Raw genomic sequence first — 17,106 nt, 5'->3', positions numbered from 1 at the left:
TAATTGTAATGAAGTGCTTAAAACCTGCGAAGATTGAGTGGCATTTACCCAGCCCCTTTTCCAAAGACTTTGACGATGTGTATTTCAGTGATGATGGTGGTGAGGCTGAGAAGCAACATGTCTTTATTGAAAGCAACCAGTTGCGTGAACGCATTCAAAGGTTAGCGCCCTATGAGCATCTCACGATTGGTGAGACGGGATTTGGAACCGGATTGAATTTTTTATTGACGGCTCGTTTGTGGTTGTCTGAATCCTTGCCCACTCAATGTTTGCACTTCATTTCCTTTGAAAAGTTTCCTCTCAGTCGTGCGGACATGACCAAGCTGATGGAGCAACATCACGCACATCACCCACTAAAGGATGCACTCTTAGCTCAATATCCACCGCTACAAGAAGGCTATCACCCGTTATTTTTCGCCGAAGGCCGCATTCGCTTAACGTTAATTTTTGGTGATGTGAACGACACCCTGCCCGAATTACGAGGATGTGTGGATGTCTGGTATCTTGATGGCTTCTCACCGACAAAAAACCCCGACATGTGGCAAGCCTCGTTATTTTCGCAAATGTATCGACTGAGCCATGCGAACACCCATGTCTCCACCTTTACGGCATCTGGAAACGTGCGCCGTGGACTGCGTGATGCTGGCTTTAACGTCCAGATCAGCCAAGGCGCTGGCCGTAAGCGTGACATGCTCGTTGCGCAGGGGGGTAAAAGCGAAGCACAACCGAGATCCACTTCGTCACACGCAATTGTGGTTGGAGCAGGGCTTGCCGGATGCCATACAGCAAGAGCTCTGGCCGAGCGCGGTGTTCGCGTCACACTGATTGACCAAAACTCGCAAATTGCCCAAGGAGGCTCTGGCAACCCTCAAGGCGCCTTATACGCTAAGTTAGCAATGGAGCAAACACCCAGTAGCGAGCTGCACCTCTTCGGCTTGTTATACAGTGTGAACCTAGTGTCGTCGTTGCTTGAGACTCAACCCAATGTCGGTGCCTTGTGTGGCGTCCTCCAGTTGGCCACCACCGACAAAGAACACGAGCGGCAAACACGTCTTTTACAGGCCAATCTTTTTTCCACTGATATTCTGCAAGCCGTCTCCAGTCATGACGCCTCCGAGCTCGCCAATGCCCTGATTGACAAACCTGGGCTGTTTTTCCCTAAAGCCGGATGGGTGTCTCCCGTTGCTTGGTGTGCCCATCTGATCAACCACCCGCTCATCAACTGCCATTTTTCTGAGCAGGTGACGAAGCTAGACGTTCTATCCGCCCCTCGTCGCTGGCGGATTACAACCAACAAAGACCTTTACGAAAGCGAGAGCGTGATTCTGTGCTCTGCCAGCGACACACAGCGTTTATCACCCGTACAACACTTGCCGCTTAAAGCCATACGCGGCCAAACTTCGCAAATCCCTTCAAGTGGATTACCGGATTTAAAAACCGTCGTCTGTGGTGACGGTTACATTTCGCCTGCCCTAAATGAATCCTATTGTTTTGGTGCCACTTTTGACTTGCACGACTTAAGCCGCGAGGTAAAAGTCAAAGACCACCAACACAACCTGCAAAGCCTAAGCCGCGTTTTACCCGACTTTGCCAAGGTCGATCCCAACCAGTGTAACGGACGTGTTGGCTATCGCTGCAGTACGCCCGATTACTTGCCCTTAGTGGGCGAAGTCGGCGACTATGAAAGCTTCGTCAAAACCTACGCACGATTACGTGTAGACTCAAATTGGAAAGATTTTGAAACACCCTTGATGCATCAAGGTCTATATGTCAATGTAGGCCATGGCTCGAAGGGGTTAATCACCTGTCCCATCAGCGCAGACGTATTGGCTGCAATGATCGCAGGCACCCCTTCCCCCTTACCTAACCGATTAATGGAGCGCCTTGATCCTAACCGTTTTATTTTACGAGACTTAATTCGTAATCGAATTTAATGTTTTTTCGTAAAATGCCGATATACTTCAAATGTATTGAGGAGTGAGTTATGTCGCTGATAGTCATTGACCAAGGTAATCGGATTCAAACTCCGCTGAAAACGCTGTTTAAACCTCGTGGGGTCGAACAGGCGGGAGAGGCTCGTAGTTCGGATGGACTGCCTAATTCCGATGATCCAACTCAACCATCGGGCAAGCGTTCATTTCTACGAATATTGGAAGGCGACTCAGGCCAGCGTCGCAACCCAAACAACGCTGGCGCTCACACAGCCTATGAAGAGGCAAGCAAGGCTGGGAAACCCAAGCAAAAACCCACGTTAAAAGCGCAACAGATCATGACCTTTCCCGTGCAAACGGTCAGCATTAGTGTGTCGCTTCGCCAGGCTTGGTTGCAAATGCAAGAGTATTCTATTGCGCATCTGATTGTGGTGGACGAGGATGAAAAGCCGATAGGACTCCTGTCTAAAGAGGACATTCTTGAGCACGGCACAGACTCAACCGTGACCATCGCAGTGGTGTACCAACGCCAAATGATTGCGGCGGCGGTTGACACTGAGCTTTCTCAAATTGCCTCTGTGTTTGTGAATTATCCAGTAGGGGCTTTACCTGTACTGGGTAACCGTAACGAGCTATTGGGCATTATCTCCAGAACAGACCTTGTCAGACTCCTGATTAACGATGCCCAGGTTGAAAGCTGGGCATGAGTTTTAGCCGATGTAGCCTGCCACCAAGTCAATAAAGGCCTGCTCGTCCAGCACCTGCACCCCCAAACTTTCGGCTTTCGTTAACTTTGAACCTGCACCAGGCCCCGCCACCACACAATGTGTCTTAGCCGAGACACTGCCACTTACTTTGGCACCTAAAGCCTGTAATTTCGCTTTTGCCTCGTCACGCGTCAACGTTTCCAAGGTTCCGGTTAACACCCAAGTTTGTCCCATTAAGGGTTGTGAGGCCGAGGTTTGATGATTCGATTCTTCCGTTGAATCATGATCGCCTCCTGCCATAAAACCAAAGTCTTTTAATTGTTCCAGTAATGCTTTGGCTTGTTCGACCTCAGTAGGCTGTTCTAAAAACTTAAGCACGCCTTGACGCGCTCGCGCACTGATACCCGGAATTTGCGACAGTTTTGCAAAGTCGAGATTAAAAAACGCCTCTGGTGTTTCACAGGCGTCCGCTAATGTCTGCGCGGATTTAGGACCTATTGCAGATATTGATAGGCGTGCAATGCACTCAGACAGTGTCACTTGTCCTCTCAACTGATCCGATACACGGCCTGTTTCTTGAAGGGTCACACCGCCCGCCAATAACGCCTTTAATACCGTTTGATTATGCTCATCCTGCATAAAATTATGTATCTCATTGGCAACTTCCAAGCCCACCTCTGGCAACCAAACCAACAAGCCTGGGAGTGCGCGTTGAATACGCTGCAAGGAACCGAGGTGAATGGCTAAAAGCCGAGCCGTTTCTTCGCCAACCTCTGGGATACCCAACGCATAGATAAAGCGTTCTAAACTAACCTGCTTACTTTTTTCTATGGCGTTAAACAGATTTTCAGACGAAAGCTGAGCAAATCCTTCTAGACTCAAAAAATCATCTACTGATAAACGATACAAGTCAGCAGGAGATCGCACTAACTGCTTTTCTACCAACTGATCAACATTTTTTTCACCCAGGCCCTCAATATCCATCGCACGGCGTGACACAAAATGTAAAATTGCTTGTTTGACTTGTGCTTGACAAGCCAAACGCCCCACACAGCGATACACGGCACCAAAACTTTGAATCGTTGGTTTATTTTTACTGTGTTTGTTGATTTGACTGCGCTCAACATCGGAACCGCATACCGGACAATGTGTTGGGATCTCAATCGGATGACGTGGATAATCATCTTGCTCATCGGGCACCACCCCAACAATTTTCGGAATCACATCACCGGCTCGATGAATAATCACACGATCACCCACTTGAATACCTAAGCGTGCAATCTCTTCCATATTGTGTAAGGTCGCATTACTCACCGTTACACCGCCAACAAAGACAGGCTCCAAACGCGCCACCGGCGTTATAGCCCCCGTGCGCCCCACTTGGAACTCAACATTTTTAAGGCGTGTTACCTCTTCCTGAGCTGGGAACTTACGCGCAATCGCCCAGCGTGGAGCACGTGCAACAAAGCCAAGTGACTGTTGGAGTGATCGCAAGTCAACTTTAAACACGATGCCGTCGATGTCGTAACTCAATCCATTACGCTTTTCAGCCAATTGAGTGTAATAACCAAGGCACTCGTCTAGCCCCTCAACCGTTTTCATCTCTGGGTTGATGCGCAGCCCCCACTGCTGAAGTTTTTTGAGGCCTGCGGCATGACTATCCGGCAACTCTCCCCCCCTAACAACTCCGGTACTGTAGGCACAAAACTCTAAAGGACGCTGAGCCGTTATCTTGGGATCGAGTTGACGCAGACTACCTGCCGCCGCATTACGGGGATTCACAAACAGCTTATCACCGCTAAGGAGTGCCTGCTGATTTAATGCCTCAAAGCCCTGCTTTGGCATGTAAATTTCACCACGCACCTCTAACCATTCCGGCCAATCATCGCCCTGTAACTTCAAGGGAATGTTGCGTATGGTTCGAACATTGTGCGTAATATCTTCGCCCGTATAGCCATCACCACGCGTGGCTCCCCGCTTCAAAAATCCATTTTCATACACAAGGCTCACTGCAATGCCATCTAATTTGGGCTCACAAGTAAAGACTAAGGGGGTAGATGCTGGCAAGCGCTCTTGAACTCGACGTACAAAAGCAGCAAGGTCTTCATCATTAAATGCGTTGTCCAAAGAGAGCATTGGCAGCTCATGCGCGACCTCTGCAAAGCCTTATCGGGTTTTGCTCCCACTCGCTGAGTCGGAGAATCAGGAGTGATCAGCTCAGGATGATCCGTTTCAAGCGCCTGAAGTTCTTGAAACAAACGGTCATATTCAGCGTCAGGAATGCTCGGGTGATCCAGAACATAGTATTCGTAATTATGCTGCGCAATACGCTTGCGCAGCTCCTGGAGACGGGCGGTGATGTCCGAATTCATGAAGGGGGTTACCTGCACTCGTGCAAAAATAGACTAACGGATTCGTGAAGGACGGCGAGTTTCCATTTCAAAGTCACGGATACGTTGACGATAGTGCTCTTTCGTTTGCTCACGCATGACTGAGCGATCTTCGTCCAATAAGTCGCCGTCTAAGTGCTTCGCAACGGTTTCAGCCGTTGCAAGCATGCACTCATAGGCCGTCATTGGATCTTTCGGCTCTCGCATTGACATGAAAAAAGACACAGCCGGTGTTTGCAGGCTGTCCATGTTTTGCACATCAAAAATACCCGGATTAACGGCATTGGCCATGCTGAACTGAACAGGTGTCGCGTGTCCCTTACCTTCGAATCGATGAAAAATCGACATATCACCAAACTCCATGCCACAGGCTTCGACAATGGCATGCAATTTACCGCCGTGAAGATTTTTCTTGTCTTTGCCAACAACGGTAATGACAAGCACTTCGGCAGGATCGGGTAAGTCTTCCAGTGTTTTCTTGGCTTCAACCGACTTACTGACGGGTGGCACTAGCGACTCTTCAGCTCTGGATGGGCCTGAAGAGGCCCCAAACAAATCCTGAGTTTCCTCTTCAATAACGGGCGAAGCCTTCTGAGAAGGTTTCGGGGGTTCAATATCCAAGGGCAAACTAAAACTAGGATTCTCGACCGGTCTGCGCTTTGGCCGATTTAATGCTTTTTCATCCTCGGCATTTCGATCAAAATGCACGGGAGTGCGAACAGACGCCCCGTTACGCTTTACCGGAATGGGCTTATCGAAATCCAAGTCTAACGGTAAGTTGACATCCGTATCGTCTGTCTTTTGTTTATATCTGGATTGCACGGCAGGGATGTCATCAAATAAAGGATCTAATTCGGAAAGATCACGCATGTCGTTTGCAGAAGTAGAACTCGACGCTCGTTCGCGCTCTGGCGCAATATACGACTTCGCCTCTGCGTAAGGGTCTTGCACAGAGTCTGGCGCAATCGGTTTTTCATAGGCGGGTTCTTGCCGCTGTGAAGTTGAGACTTGCGGGCTCGGCTGTTTGGAAACGTTGGGTCTAGGCTCTTTGCTCGGTGCAGGCTCGGCACGCGAGACACCACGCTGACGCTTTGGCTCCTCGGAGTAATCTTCACTGAACTTGGGCTCATCTGGCGTGTGTTCGTCAAAAAAATGATCATTTTCAGGACGAACGCGTGCCCCTCCGTTGGGCAATTCGGGATTGTGATAATCATCACTTAGGTCAGACAGAGTCTTATCGATATCAATGCGTAACTTATTACGATTGACCCTGACCCTGCGCCAGCCATCAAAAAGAATCAGCGCAATTAACAGAACCCCGCCAATGATGAGCCACTCTCGCAGACTGATCTCCATGTTTACCCAGTTTCCTAAAACAAATTGAATGTAGTTAAATATTTAATCGATACGTTCGCTAATAATCAAGCGAATGACTTCATCATTGCTGACTTTAACACTGCTGAGACTTCCTTTGAAGTCACCTGGACCTTCTTCTGCATTTCCGGTCACGCTTATTCTTGCAACCAAATCCACTTCTTCAAAATCCGCTAAACTCATATTAGGCATCAATGTTGAATTTTCATCAAGTCTAACTTCAGCAGGCAGTTGATTTACTTGCATTCTTACTGCCGTAATTGGCATTCTCTGCCCCGCAGGTCGTGCAAACACAAAGACTGTCTGGTCTCCGGTAATTTCAGTGAGTATCGACTCATCTAGGTCAATATAAACGCGAACAAAGGCTCCTTCAATGGCTTGATCCGCTGCATCAGGCGTTGCATTTTGCAATTGCATGCGCGCTCGTTCAATGCCATTGCGCAAAGACTCAGCTGCATTGCCCTCGGCATTGCTCAAAGCCGCCTGCCAATATTCAATGGCGCCCGCATAGTTTTCCGCCTCGAATGCAGCAATCCCCAGCAATCCTAAGGAGGTAATCTCCGTTGGATTACGCTGCAAACTCTGATCGGTCAATGCCAATACCTCATCATCCATCTGCCCGCCTTTGGCAAAGAACAAGGCTTGTGCCTGCTGCCCTAAGACACCCGCTAATTCAGGTGATGTCTCGGGTAAATGCAACGCAGATTGAGCAAAAGCCGCCGCTGCCAAATCAAATTGATTCAGGTTCATACGTGTGGTGGCTAATAGATACCATCCTTCAGCATTTTCCGGCCGACGTGTTAATTCGGCTTCTAACTGAGCGATGGCTTCCTCTAGCGTTAGATCCGGATTGTTCAACGAATCATTCCATGCATTCATGCTCAAAGAGGTTTCTAAATCGACAGCACGACCTAAATACGCATACAAACCAAAAGAACTCGCAGGAACCAGCAATGCAAGTAGCATAATGGTCACCAACTGCGAGGAGCCCATTTTCAGCACGGGATCTTTACGCTGATTGGTTTCAGCATCAATTAACAAATTGCGTTCAAGTTCAAGTTTAAGCTCAGTAAAGGCTTCGTCAGACAGCGTGCCTAGAGCGCACTCTTTTTCAAGCTCTGAAAGTCGTTCTTTAAATATTTCGATGTTTTGCTGAGTCCGATCAACATCCACAGGGTGTTGTTTTGACTCTCGATAATTTTTCAATAATGGCCAAAATACGATTGAAACCGCCATTAACGTTAATACGGCAATACCTAACCAAAGCGCAGTCATTTTTGATCATCCTGTTGCAGTAGTGATTGCAGGCGTTTTCGCTCATCATCCGTTAAACCTTCACTTAACGAAGGGGTAGCCTTTGTTGATGACGAGGCCGATTGAGCGGGTTGTCTAGGCTTACGCTTTTTCGCCACGACAAGAACAACGCCTAGGCCGATCAGCATTAACACGATCGGGCCATACCAAAGCAAATAGGTTTCGGGCGCGATTCTTGGGCGGTAATGCACGAAATCCCCATAACGCGTGATCATAAAATCAAGGATTTGATCATCGGTCTGCTGACTTTCAATCATGCGGTGCAATTCCCGGCGCAAATCAGCGGCTAAGGGAGCATCTGAGTCCGATATGTTTTGATTTTGACAGGTTGGACATCGCAGCTCTCGTGCTAGCTGAGCATAACGTCTCTCCCCCTCAACCGAACTGAACTCATAGGTTTCAAAGCCCGCGTGAGATTTTAGGGCAACGACACTCAACATACAGAGCATTAATATAGCGCGAATCATGCATCCTCCTTTTCAATCGTCTGCATGAGCTCTCTTAGGTGCAACCAAACACTCTCGTTGACTTCACCCACATGTCGATAACGGATAATACCTTTTTTATCAATAATATAGGTTTCTGGCGCACCATAGACACCTAAATCAAGACCCAGATAGCCCTCTTCATCAACAATCACTTTACGGTAAGGATCCAAGTAACGCTCCAACCATTGACGGGCCAATTCTGGATCGTCTTTATAGTTCAGACCGTATATCGTCACGCCCTCCTCTAAGCCAATTTTATTCAGCTGGGCATGCTCTTCTTTACAGGTAGGGCACCAGGTGGCCCAGACATTCAAAAGCGCCACCTCACCCTGTAAGTCCAATTGAGTAAGTGTTTCGTCCATGTTGTACAAAGACGGCAATGAAAACTCAGGAAATGGCTTGTCAATCAAGGCCGAGGGCAAAGTTCTGGGATCCATGAACAACCCCTTGAACAAAAAAATGCCCAATCCTAAAAACGCCACCAGTGGAATAAAGACCAATAATTTACGCATTACACCCTCCTAAGCCGCGGCCACTGCACGATTGTTTTGTCGACGGTAACGCTTATCACTGGCGGACAAAATACCACCGGCCGTCATCAACAAAGCACCCAACCATAGCCAACGCACAAAGGGCTTATACTGTAACCGAATGGCCCAAGCACCATTGTCGAGCTCTTCACCCATGGCAATGTACAAGTCTCTAAACAAACCTGGATCCAACGCCACTTCCGTCATCGACATTCCACGTGCTGTGTATATGCGCTTTTCTGGATACATGATGCGGTAAGGCTCACCCTTATATAAAACGCGAATACGACCCATATCCGAGGTGTAATTAGGCCCTTCAACTTTACGCACACCATCAAAAATAAAGGTGTAGTCCCTAAACTCCAGTTGATCACCCGCCACCATGCGCGCATCGCGATGCTCAACAAAGATAGACACCATCGCCACCCCAACAACCAGTACGGCCACGCCAAGATGGGCAAGTAACATGCCGTAATAACTGCGGGATTGTTTGGTCACGGCGGCCCACAGGCTGTCTCGGTTGCGTGCGCGATTCCAGTAGTCACGCATCCAACTGAAGACAATCCAATAGGCTAGGGTTAAGCCTAGGGTTACCCAGAACTCCAAAATACCACTGTAGGCATAACTGCTGATGACGCCCGCTAGAATTGCAAGCACGGCTGGCAACCAGAGTTGCTTGACCAAATAACTTGGCTCGGTATTCTTCCAGCGACTAACCGCTGCGATGCCCATAAAGACAATCATTAAGGACATAATCGGTACAAACAACGCATTAAAGTACGGAGGACCGACCGAAATTTTACCGAGATTCAAGGCATCCATAACCAATGGATATAAGGTGCCAATCAATACCATAGCGCAGGACACAGTTAGCAATATGTTATTGACCAATAACAAAGATTCTCTTGAGGACAGCGAGAACGTGGATTCACTTTTCACCGATCCAGCTCGAATGGCATAGAGCAGCAACGACCCGCCGATGACAAAAATAAGCATCCCCAAGATAAACAAGCCCCGCTCAGGATCGGTTGCAAAGGCATGCACGGACGTCAAGACGCCGGATCTGACCAAGAAAGTCCCCAACAGGCTCAAACAGAAAGCAGAAATCGCCAATAGCACTGTCCAGCTTTTAAACACACCACGCTTTTCTGTAACCGCCAGACTGTGAATCAGGGCCGTGGCAACCAGCCAAGGCATGAGCGAGGCATTCTCAACGGGGTCCCAGAACCACCAGCCGCCCCAGCCTAACTCGTAATAGGCCCACCAGCTTCCCAAACCTATCCCCAAGCTTAGAAAGGCCCACGCCACGTTTGTCCAAGGACGTGACCAGCGCGCCCAAGCGGCATCCAAACGACCGCTTAATAACGCAGCAATAGCAAATGAAAAGGCAACCGACAGGCCAACATACCCCATGTAGAGTGTGGGTGGATGCACAATCAACCCGAAGTCCTGTAACAGTGGATTCAGGTCGGCCCCTTCCATTGGGTAGCCCGGTAAGAAACGGTCAAAAGGACTCGATGTAAACAGGATAAACAACAAAAATGCCGCCGTAATCATACCCATCACGGATAAAACACGACCAATTATATCCAACGGCAAATTGCGGCTTTTCACAGCAACCGCTAACGTCCACACGGCTTGAATCCAGACCCAGAGCAAAAGTGAACCTTCATGCCCTCCCCAAATAGCGCTGATTTTGAAATACCAAGGCAAAGCGGTGTTGGAGCCATTGGCCACGTACACCACTGAGAAGTCATTGGTTAAAAAGGCATAGGCTAAACACACCATTGCGATGCTCAAGAAAAAGAACACCCCTTTACTCAATGGACGTGCATAATCAACCCATAATTTATTGCCCGTATACGCACCCACCATAGGCACAACAGATAAAATGACGGCCAAGCACAAGGCAAGGATGGTCGAAAACGTACCTAACTCTGGAATCATGTTTTAATAACCTTTTGCGGCTTCTGGCATGGGAGGCATTTTACCGGCCCGGGCTAAGGCTTCAGCAACTTCGGGCGGCATGTAGTTTTCATCATGTTTAGCAAGCACTTCGGACGCAATTAAACGACCGTCCGCCGCCAGCATTCCTTGAGCACTATGCCTTGTCCCTCACGGAACAGATCTGGCAAAATTCCGGTGTACTCAACGGTGGTAGCATGCGCATAATCCGTGATATCAAACTCAACACGCAAGCTCGTTGGATCACGGCGAATGCTGCCTTCAACCACCATGCCACCTGCACGAATCCGCGTGTCTTTGGGGGCTTCGCCCATGTAAATTTCACTGGGAGAATAAAACAAATTGATGTTCTGACTCAGCGCATACGCAGTCAAACCTACCGCAACACTTGCGCCAAGAACAATCACTAGTACGAGTGTCAATCGCTGTTTGCGTTGTGCATTCATGATGACGTTTCCTCCTCTCTGCGTAGACGACGCTGTTGCTCAGTGATCAGACGTTTCCGTGTCAATATCGGACTCAGTACACAGCCCAGCATTACGGCTAGACCCAATGCATAACTGCTCCATACGTAAAGGCCATGACCACCCATGGCTAAAAACTCTGAAAAGCTGTCGAAACTCACGTTAACCTCGCATTTGCAGCAATAATTCTCGAACCCAGCTTGTCCGCCGCTCACGACGCAATATCTCATTGCGTAAGCGCAGCATCAGCACAACGGCAAAGAAGCAATAAAACCCTATCACCATGATTAACAATGGAATCCACATTTCCGGTGGCATTGCTGGTTTTTCCGTCACTTTGAACGTGGCGGGTTGATGCAGAGTGTTCCACCAATCAACAGAATACTTAATGATTGGAATATTGACCAAGCCCACTAAGGCTAATACAGCGGTTGATTGTGCTGCAGTAGACTCACTTTCAATCGCAGAGTTCAGTGCAATCACACCTAAATATAAAAAAAGCAGTATTAACATAGAGGTAAGCCGTGCATCCCACACCCACCAAGATCCCCACGTGGGCTTTCCCCAGATTGCGCCAGTCGCCAAGGCCAATACGGCTAGGGCCGCGCCGATGGGAGCACAGGACTTCGCGACCATGTCCGCCACTTTCATCTTCCAAATCAAGCCAATCGCCCCAGCAATAGCCATTGTCAAGTAAATGGACTGCGCCATATAGGCGGTTGGCACATGAAGATAAATGATGCGAAAACTATTGCCTTGCTGATAGTCTGGTGGAGCAAATGCTAAGCCCCATACCGTTCCGATCATCAACAAGAGCACAGCCGCTATTGCAAATCCGGGCAACAAACGTCCCGTAATTTGATAACACCAACGCGGTGAGGCCAGTTGGTAAAACCAACGCGGCATCCAGTTTTTTCCTGCCATATCGCTATCTACCCACTTACTGAAATTCTTAATGCAGCCGCGATGGCTAAGGGTGCTAAGGTTAACCCCAGCACCAGCATCGCGCCTAACAAAGCTAAATGCCCTGCAACAGGCAAGCCTGTCAGTGAAGCCTCAATTGCGGCAGTGCCAAAAATTAACACCGGGATGTATAAGGGGATCACCAACAATGACACCAAGACCCCACCCTTACGCAAACCAACGGTTAATGCTGCACCTATACCACCGACCAAACTTAAGGTCGGTGTTCCTATCAAAAGACTCAAAACCAATCCGCCCATTCCTTCAAACGGCAAAAACAACATAACACCTAATAAAGGAGCCATGAGAGTGAGCGGTAAACCTGTCATCATCCAATGCGACAGAACCTTGCCCAACACCACAAAATACAAAGGCTGTGGACTGACCAGAATTTGCTCGAGTGATCCATCCTCAAAATCCGACCGAAATAAACTGTCCATGGATAGTAAGGTCGATAACAATGCCGCAACCCAGACGACACCGGGGGCAATCGTAGATAGCAATTTTGGCTCAGGGCTTACCCCCAGTGGGAATAACGAAGCCACCATCAAAAAAAAGATGAGTGGATTCACCCAATCACTTTGTCGCCTAAAGGCCAGTTTAACGTCACGCTTTAATGTCGCCAGCAAGATTTTACCGGGACTAAAGGCTTCAGTTTCAAAACCCGGCTTAAGCTCAGGCAGCTTTTTAGTCTGGAAAGCACTCATTTAGTTCCCACTTGCTTATCTAAATTGACTCTGCGCACGAACTGCCCCAAGTTAAGCTCATGGTGGGTCGTCAAAATAACCGCTCCCCCCCGCTCAGCATGCGCAAGTAACAGCGCCTCTTGTGCGGCGACGCCCTGCTTGTCTATCGCTGTAAAGGGCTCATCCAATATCCACAAGAGCGCTTGGCTCAAATACAAGCGCGCTAAGCCAACTCGGCGATTCTGTCCCGCCGACAACATATGGCAAGGCACATCTTCAAACCCACGCAATCCTACCTCAGTTAAGGCATGGCGTATTTGTCCAACATCAAGACTTGGATGCAAAGCCATAAACCAACGAAGATTTTCTTCTGGGGTTAAGACGGCCTTCACGCCGGGCTGGTGCCCTAAATACAATAAGTCGTTGCGATACGTGAGCGAATCATCATGGATGGACGTGCCTTTCCAATAGATGTCGCCTTCGTAGTGTCGACTTAAAGCACCCAGTATTCTGAGCAAGGTTGTTTTACCACTGCCGTTTTGGCCTTCTATTTGAACGACATCACCCGCAGAGACATCGAAAGAGAGTTGATCAAATAAAACGCGATCATCGCGCTCACAAAATAAATTTTTGACAATCAATAGTGGCTCAGACACTCACTGACCCTTACACTGAACAGATCAAACAGGATGGATGATCAACATACTTAATAAATTACAATCTTGGCCGACATAGCTATATCAGCATATTATAAACTTTAGGCGTTCAAGAGTCAGCGCTACTTAGGGCTTTAAAATACCCTTCCTACGTTGCATTACGAGGTTTTAAGTGTTAGCTAACCTAAACATACAGTCGATGCGACTCCTGACTGAGGGCTCAACACCTCGCGAACGGGACCTGAATCAATTGCTACCCGCAGGTAAAAGCTTACCTGCGACAGTCACGAGTGTGACTCAGCATCCAACCCAGATTTCAAGCTATCGAATTCAGGCCGAACTTGCTGGACGTCTAATCGAGCTGATTACATCAAGACCTTTGCCGCAAGGTAGTCAAGTCACGCTGAGCCGAGACGCTCAAGGCAATTTGCAATTACAACTTGCCAACAGCAGTGCAACGGCACGTCCAATGCCCGAAGCTGCGGCCCAAGCCAGTGGACGCGAGGCTGCAGCTCAGGCCAAAACAAACTTACCCACGTTTATTCTTAACATCAGTACAAGTTCGTTACCCAAAGTTGCGACACTACCCTTAAACACGCCACTACCTGGTGTAATTTTGTCGTCACCACAAGACACAGCGATTCGCCCCACTGCACCCCAGATCACGACACCTACAAATACAGCGAATACGACCCCAGCAAGTACTACGAATACGGCCCCAGCAAACGCTACACCGACTAACGTTGCGACAGCCTCCCCGGCAACGACAGCGCCAGCAAATCCGGCTCCTGCTGCACCGGCAAATCCAGCGCCTATCAACACAGCACCACCTACACCTACACCTACACCTACACCTACACCTACACCTGCTACTGCTACTGCTACTGCTACACCGACAACTACAAATCCAGGCCCACCTGTCTCGACGCCCATACCCTCCGAGACCTCAAATCGTCCGCCAGCGGCAACCTCCAACACTGGCACCACGGAGCCCGCAAACAATCGTCCACTGCCTGCGGCTTTACAACCCTCAACGTCTTTACCACGGCCACAAGGCTTTGCCGTGCGTGTGGCTATCGCGGGTATGACGCTTGATCTCATCGCACCACGCCCGATGCAAGCAGGCCAACAAATCACAGCAACGGTCACAGACAATGGCCGCATTATGATTCAAATGCCACAACCCGCACTGCCTATCGCTCAACAGGCACAGACTCAAGCCGTCATGAATCAAGCCTTACGAGAAGTGCTGCCTACTCAACTGCCACTGGCTGATGGTCTAAACCAACTCATGCAGCTAACGGACCGCACCTCGGTTAAGCAAAACTCCGCGTTAAATCAGCTCATTCATTCCATGCTCAGTTTATTCAGTGTGAAGCCTGGCAGCCCTGAAGCCGGTGAAACCATCGCACGAAACCTGCAGCAAGGTGGGTTATTGACAGAGGGACGTCTTAGCCAAACATCGGGGCAAAATCAGCCTGTCGATTTAAAGCAACAGCTCGGGCAACTGCTCAAACTATCAGAACAGCTACCCTCGCAGGTTCGTGAACAACTGACCCAACTTGTAAACGCATTGCTGTCTCGTTCAACCTCGCAACAGATTAGCAGCTTGCAACAATGGCGTGAGCTGCCAGATGGTGGGCAAGAACGTCATTACCGATTGGACTTACCGATTCAACAGCAGGACAAACTGGACAATGCCGAGCTACGAATCACGGAGCATCGTCGTCGCGACGAACAGGGTGAGTTTGTTACCCTCTGGAGTGTTCATTTGCATTTTAACCTTGAGGAAGCCGGTGCTGTCGACGCTGATTTAATGCTGCGAGAAGACATGTCCTTAAGTGCACGCTTTTGGGCTGAGCAGTCAGATACCCTACAACGAATTCAACGTCGCTTAAGTGATTTTGAAACCGACTTAAGACGACAAGGTTTTACGGTCGAGCCCATGCATGTTCGTTTAGGAAAAGCACACAATCCAGTTGCTCCTCTTTTACAAAAGCGATTGGTGGATCTGCACACATGACGGAAATAGACATCAATAAAAAAGCGGTTGCACTCAAGTACGATCAGGAAAAAGGGGCCGCACCCACCATAGTTGCAAAAGGAAAGGGGCTGATTGCCGAGCAAATACTTGCCTTGGCAAAAGAGAACAATATCCATATCCATGAGAGCCCCGAGTTAATCGAAGTACTCATACGTTTAGAACTGGGAGAGGAAATACCGGAAGCCTTATACAAGGCAATCGCCGAAGTGATTGCCTTTGCGTACAACTTAAAAAACACGTCTTAAGCCGCTTGAGCCGCCGCCGTATCTTGAATACGTTTTACCATTGAGCGCAACCCATTCCCACGGCTCGGACTCAGGTGCCGGATCAGATTTAAGGCATCAAAGTAAGCATCAATATCAAATGCCAAAATTTCACTTGGCGTCTTACCATTGTACGCCGCTAAGACCACAGCCAATAAGCCGCGCACAATATGTGAGTTACTGTCGGCTTCAAAGATCAGCTTACCTTGCTCTTTATGCTCAGCTAACCAAACCAGACTCTGACAGCCTTTGACCTGATTAGCTTCGGTTTGAAGCGACTCTGACATCGAAGGCAGCTCTTTGCCTAAATCAATAATATAGCGGTATCGATCCTCCCAACTGTCAAAAAATGAGAGGGTGTCGATAACCTCATCGGCGCTGATGTCGATGCCGAATTGCTTCATACAGTTTTCCTTCAATGAAATGCTTAGTAGAACATGCCCGTCGCAAGCTGCGCTTCTTCACTCATCATATCGCGTTGCCAAGGTGGATCAAAGACCAACTCCACTTTAACCGACTCTACATTCGGAACCTTTGCCACGCGATACTCAACATCACCCACCAACACTGGCCCCATACCACAACCAGGCGCCGTAAGGGTCATTTGAATATCCACTCGCTTACTCTGTTGATCAAGTGCCACACTGTAAATCAAGCCAAGATTAACCAAATCGACTGGAATCTCTGGATCGTAGATGGTTTTTAAAGCATCCCACACTTGCTCTTCTTGAATTTGATCATTCTCGGGGGCTGGAAACTCAAGTTTTTCTGGCTTTAAACCCAGCATCTGAGCATCCGTACCGTCCACCCGAACCATTTGGCCGCTCCAGGTCAGGGTGTAATTCCCCCCCAACGACTGGGTAATGGTCACAAATGTATCCTTCGGAATAACCACAGGAGTCCCTGCTGGAACGATTCGGGCGGGGCAATCAGCCACCGTGACAACCATGCGTCTTTCCATTCTCAGTCACTCACTGTAAAGCTTTCGCCACAACCACACTCACTGGTGGCATTGGGATTAATAAACTTAATTTGACGGTTGATTCCCTCTCGAACAAAGTCGATTTGGGTCCCCGCCACAATCGGCAAACTGGCTTTATCAACCAATAAACGAATGTCATCAGCCACCATCAGGTCAACATCATCCGTTAAAGACTCAGACACAAAGTCCAAAACATACATATAGCCTGAGCATCCGCTGGGCTTTACGCTGAGACGAACGGCTTGGGCTTCAGGCTTACTGGCAAGCTGCTTACGAAAATGACTCAAAGCAGCAGGTAAAACCGTTACCGTCTGAGTTTGCGGATCAAATGATTCCACGGACATGAAAC

Annotated in this window: 19 protein-coding genes and 1 pseudogene; 4 read left to right on the top strand and 16 right to left on the bottom strand. The window is 48.7% G+C overall.

What is annotated here, in order from left to right:
- Nucleotides 1–8: 8 nt before the first annotated feature.
- Both mnmC and D791_RS04990 read left to right on the top strand, forming a co-directional pair.
- Nucleotides 9–1,934 (top strand): bifunctional tRNA (5-methylaminomethyl-2-thiouridine)(34)-methyltransferase MnmC2/FAD-dependent 5-carboxymethylaminomethyl-2-thiouridine(34) oxidoreductase MnmC1, encoded by a 1,926-nt coding sequence (gene mnmC, locus D791_RS04995; protein WP_036508548.1) that lies wholly within the window; start codon nucleotides 9–11, stop codon nucleotides 1,932–1,934.
- A gap of 50 nt (nucleotides 1,935–1,984) precedes the next feature.
- Complete coding sequence (locus tag D791_RS04990; RefSeq protein ID WP_036508545.1) at nucleotides 1,985–2,638, top strand: CBS domain-containing protein; 654 nt, start codon at nucleotides 1,985–1,987, stop codon at nucleotides 2,636–2,638.
- Nucleotides 2,639–2,641: 3 nt separating this feature from the next.
- Here D791_RS04990 and ligA read toward each other — a convergent pair whose 3' ends face one another.
- The 13 genes and pseudogenes from ligA to D791_RS04935 form a co-directional block, all read right to left on the bottom strand.
- Entirely contained in the window at nucleotides 2,642–4,774 is a 2,133-nt protein-coding gene (gene ligA, locus D791_RS04985; RefSeq protein ID WP_420329335.1) for an NAD-dependent DNA ligase LigA, read from the bottom strand.
- A complete protein-coding gene (locus D791_RS21975; protein WP_420329334.1) occupies nucleotides 4,684–5,010 on the bottom strand; it encodes a DNA ligase LigA-related protein in 327 nt (108 codons plus the stop codon). Before D791_RS21975 ends, ligA begins: the two co-directional genes overlap by 91 nt.
- Before the next feature lie 33 nt (nucleotides 5,011–5,043).
- Entirely contained in the window at nucleotides 5,044–6,384 is a 1,341-nt protein-coding gene (gene zipA / locus D791_RS18805; protein ID WP_051514214.1) for a cell division protein ZipA, read from the bottom strand.
- A 42-nt stretch (nucleotides 6,385–6,426) separates the two neighbouring features.
- A complete protein-coding gene (gene ccmI / locus D791_RS04975; RefSeq protein WP_036508542.1) occupies nucleotides 6,427–7,677 on the bottom strand; it encodes a c-type cytochrome biogenesis protein CcmI in 1,251 nt (416 codons plus the stop codon).
- On the bottom strand, nucleotides 7,674–8,183 hold the full coding sequence (locus tag D791_RS04970; RefSeq protein WP_036508539.1) for a cytochrome c-type biogenesis protein: 510 nt from the start codon (nucleotides 8,181–8,183) through the stop codon (nucleotides 7,674–7,676). The genes ccmI and D791_RS04970 overlap by 4 nt, the downstream gene beginning before the upstream one ends.
- The gene (locus tag D791_RS04965) at nucleotides 8,180–8,716 is read right to left on the bottom strand and encodes a DsbE family thiol:disulfide interchange protein (RefSeq protein WP_036508537.1); all 537 of its coding nucleotides are present in this window, start codon (nucleotides 8,714–8,716) and stop codon (nucleotides 8,180–8,182) included. Before D791_RS04965 ends, D791_RS04970 begins: the two co-directional genes overlap by 4 nt.
- 9 nt (nucleotides 8,717–8,725) lie before the next feature.
- Nucleotides 8,726–10,681 (bottom strand): heme lyase CcmF/NrfE family subunit, encoded by a 1,956-nt coding sequence (locus D791_RS04960; protein WP_036508534.1) that lies wholly within the window; start codon nucleotides 10,679–10,681, stop codon nucleotides 8,726–8,728.
- A 3-nt stretch (nucleotides 10,682–10,684) separates the two neighbouring features.
- Nucleotides 10,685–11,145 (bottom strand): annotated as a pseudogene (gene ccmE, locus D791_RS04955) (cytochrome c maturation protein CcmE).
- On the bottom strand, nucleotides 11,142–11,324 hold the full coding sequence (gene ccmD, locus D791_RS19535) for a heme exporter protein CcmD (protein ID WP_081763734.1): 183 nt from the start codon (nucleotides 11,322–11,324) through the stop codon (nucleotides 11,142–11,144). Before ccmD ends, ccmE begins: the two are co-directional and overlap by 4 nt.
- A 1-nt stretch (nucleotide 11,325) precedes the next feature.
- Nucleotides 11,326–12,087, bottom strand: coding sequence for a heme ABC transporter permease (locus tag D791_RS04950; RefSeq protein WP_036508531.1), 762 nt, complete (start codon nucleotides 12,085–12,087; stop codon nucleotides 11,326–11,328).
- Between the two features lie 8 nt (nucleotides 12,088–12,095).
- The gene (gene ccmB / locus D791_RS04945) at nucleotides 12,096–12,833 is read right to left on the bottom strand and encodes a heme exporter protein CcmB (RefSeq protein ID WP_081763733.1); all 738 of its coding nucleotides are present in this window, start codon (nucleotides 12,831–12,833) and stop codon (nucleotides 12,096–12,098) included.
- Entirely contained in the window at nucleotides 12,830–13,468 is a 639-nt protein-coding gene (gene ccmA, locus D791_RS04940; protein ID WP_036508529.1) for a cytochrome c biogenesis heme-transporting ATPase CcmA, read from the bottom strand. The genes ccmB and ccmA overlap by 4 nt, the downstream gene beginning before the upstream one ends.
- Nucleotides 13,469–13,981: 513 nt before the next feature.
- Nucleotides 13,982–14,569, bottom strand: coding sequence for a hypothetical protein (locus tag D791_RS04935; RefSeq protein WP_157682234.1), 588 nt, complete (start codon nucleotides 14,567–14,569; stop codon nucleotides 13,982–13,984).
- Here D791_RS04935 and fliK point away from each other — a divergent pair.
- Nucleotides 14,553–15,491, top strand: a complete 939-nt coding sequence (fliK, locus tag D791_RS04930; RefSeq protein ID WP_157682232.1) for a flagellar hook-length control protein FliK — start codon at nucleotides 14,553–14,555, stop codon at nucleotides 15,489–15,491. The genes D791_RS04935 and fliK overlap by 17 nt on opposite strands.
- Nucleotides 15,488–15,757: an EscU/YscU/HrcU family type III secretion system export apparatus switch protein gene (locus D791_RS04925; protein WP_036508521.1), complete on the top strand. Its 270-nt coding sequence runs from the start codon at nucleotides 15,488–15,490 to the stop codon at nucleotides 15,755–15,757. Before fliK ends, D791_RS04925 begins: the two co-directional genes overlap by 4 nt.
- Here D791_RS04925 and D791_RS04920 read toward each other — a convergent pair.
- Genes D791_RS04920 through D791_RS04910 form a run of 3 tightly spaced genes read right to left on the bottom strand, consistent with a single transcriptional unit; the run spans nucleotide 15,754 to nucleotide 17,101 of the window.
- The gene (locus tag D791_RS04920; protein ID WP_036508519.1) at nucleotides 15,754–16,179 is read right to left on the bottom strand and encodes a SufE family protein; all 426 of its coding nucleotides are present in this window, start codon (nucleotides 16,177–16,179) and stop codon (nucleotides 15,754–15,756) included. The genes D791_RS04925 and D791_RS04920 overlap by 4 nt on opposite strands.
- 23 nt (nucleotides 16,180–16,202) lie before the next feature.
- Nucleotides 16,203–16,724 carry a putative Fe-S cluster assembly protein SufT gene (gene sufT / locus D791_RS04915; protein WP_081763732.1) on the bottom strand — a complete coding sequence of 174 codons (522 nt, stop codon included), beginning with the start codon at nucleotides 16,722–16,724 and terminating at the stop codon, nucleotides 16,203–16,205.
- A 14-nt stretch (nucleotides 16,725–16,738) separates the two neighbouring features.
- A complete protein-coding gene (locus D791_RS04910) occupies nucleotides 16,739–17,101 on the bottom strand; it encodes a HesB/IscA family protein (protein ID WP_036508514.1) in 363 nt (120 codons plus the stop codon).
- Nucleotides 17,102–17,106: the final 5 nt, after the last annotated feature.

Source organism: Nitrincola nitratireducens (genome assembly GCF_000585235.1).
Taxonomy (GTDB): domain Bacteria; phylum Pseudomonadota; class Gammaproteobacteria; order Pseudomonadales; family Balneatricaceae; genus Nitrincola; species Nitrincola alkalisediminis.
The sequence above is the reverse complement of the archived record's forward strand: the minus strand, read 5'-3'. Positions and strand labels throughout refer to the sequence as shown.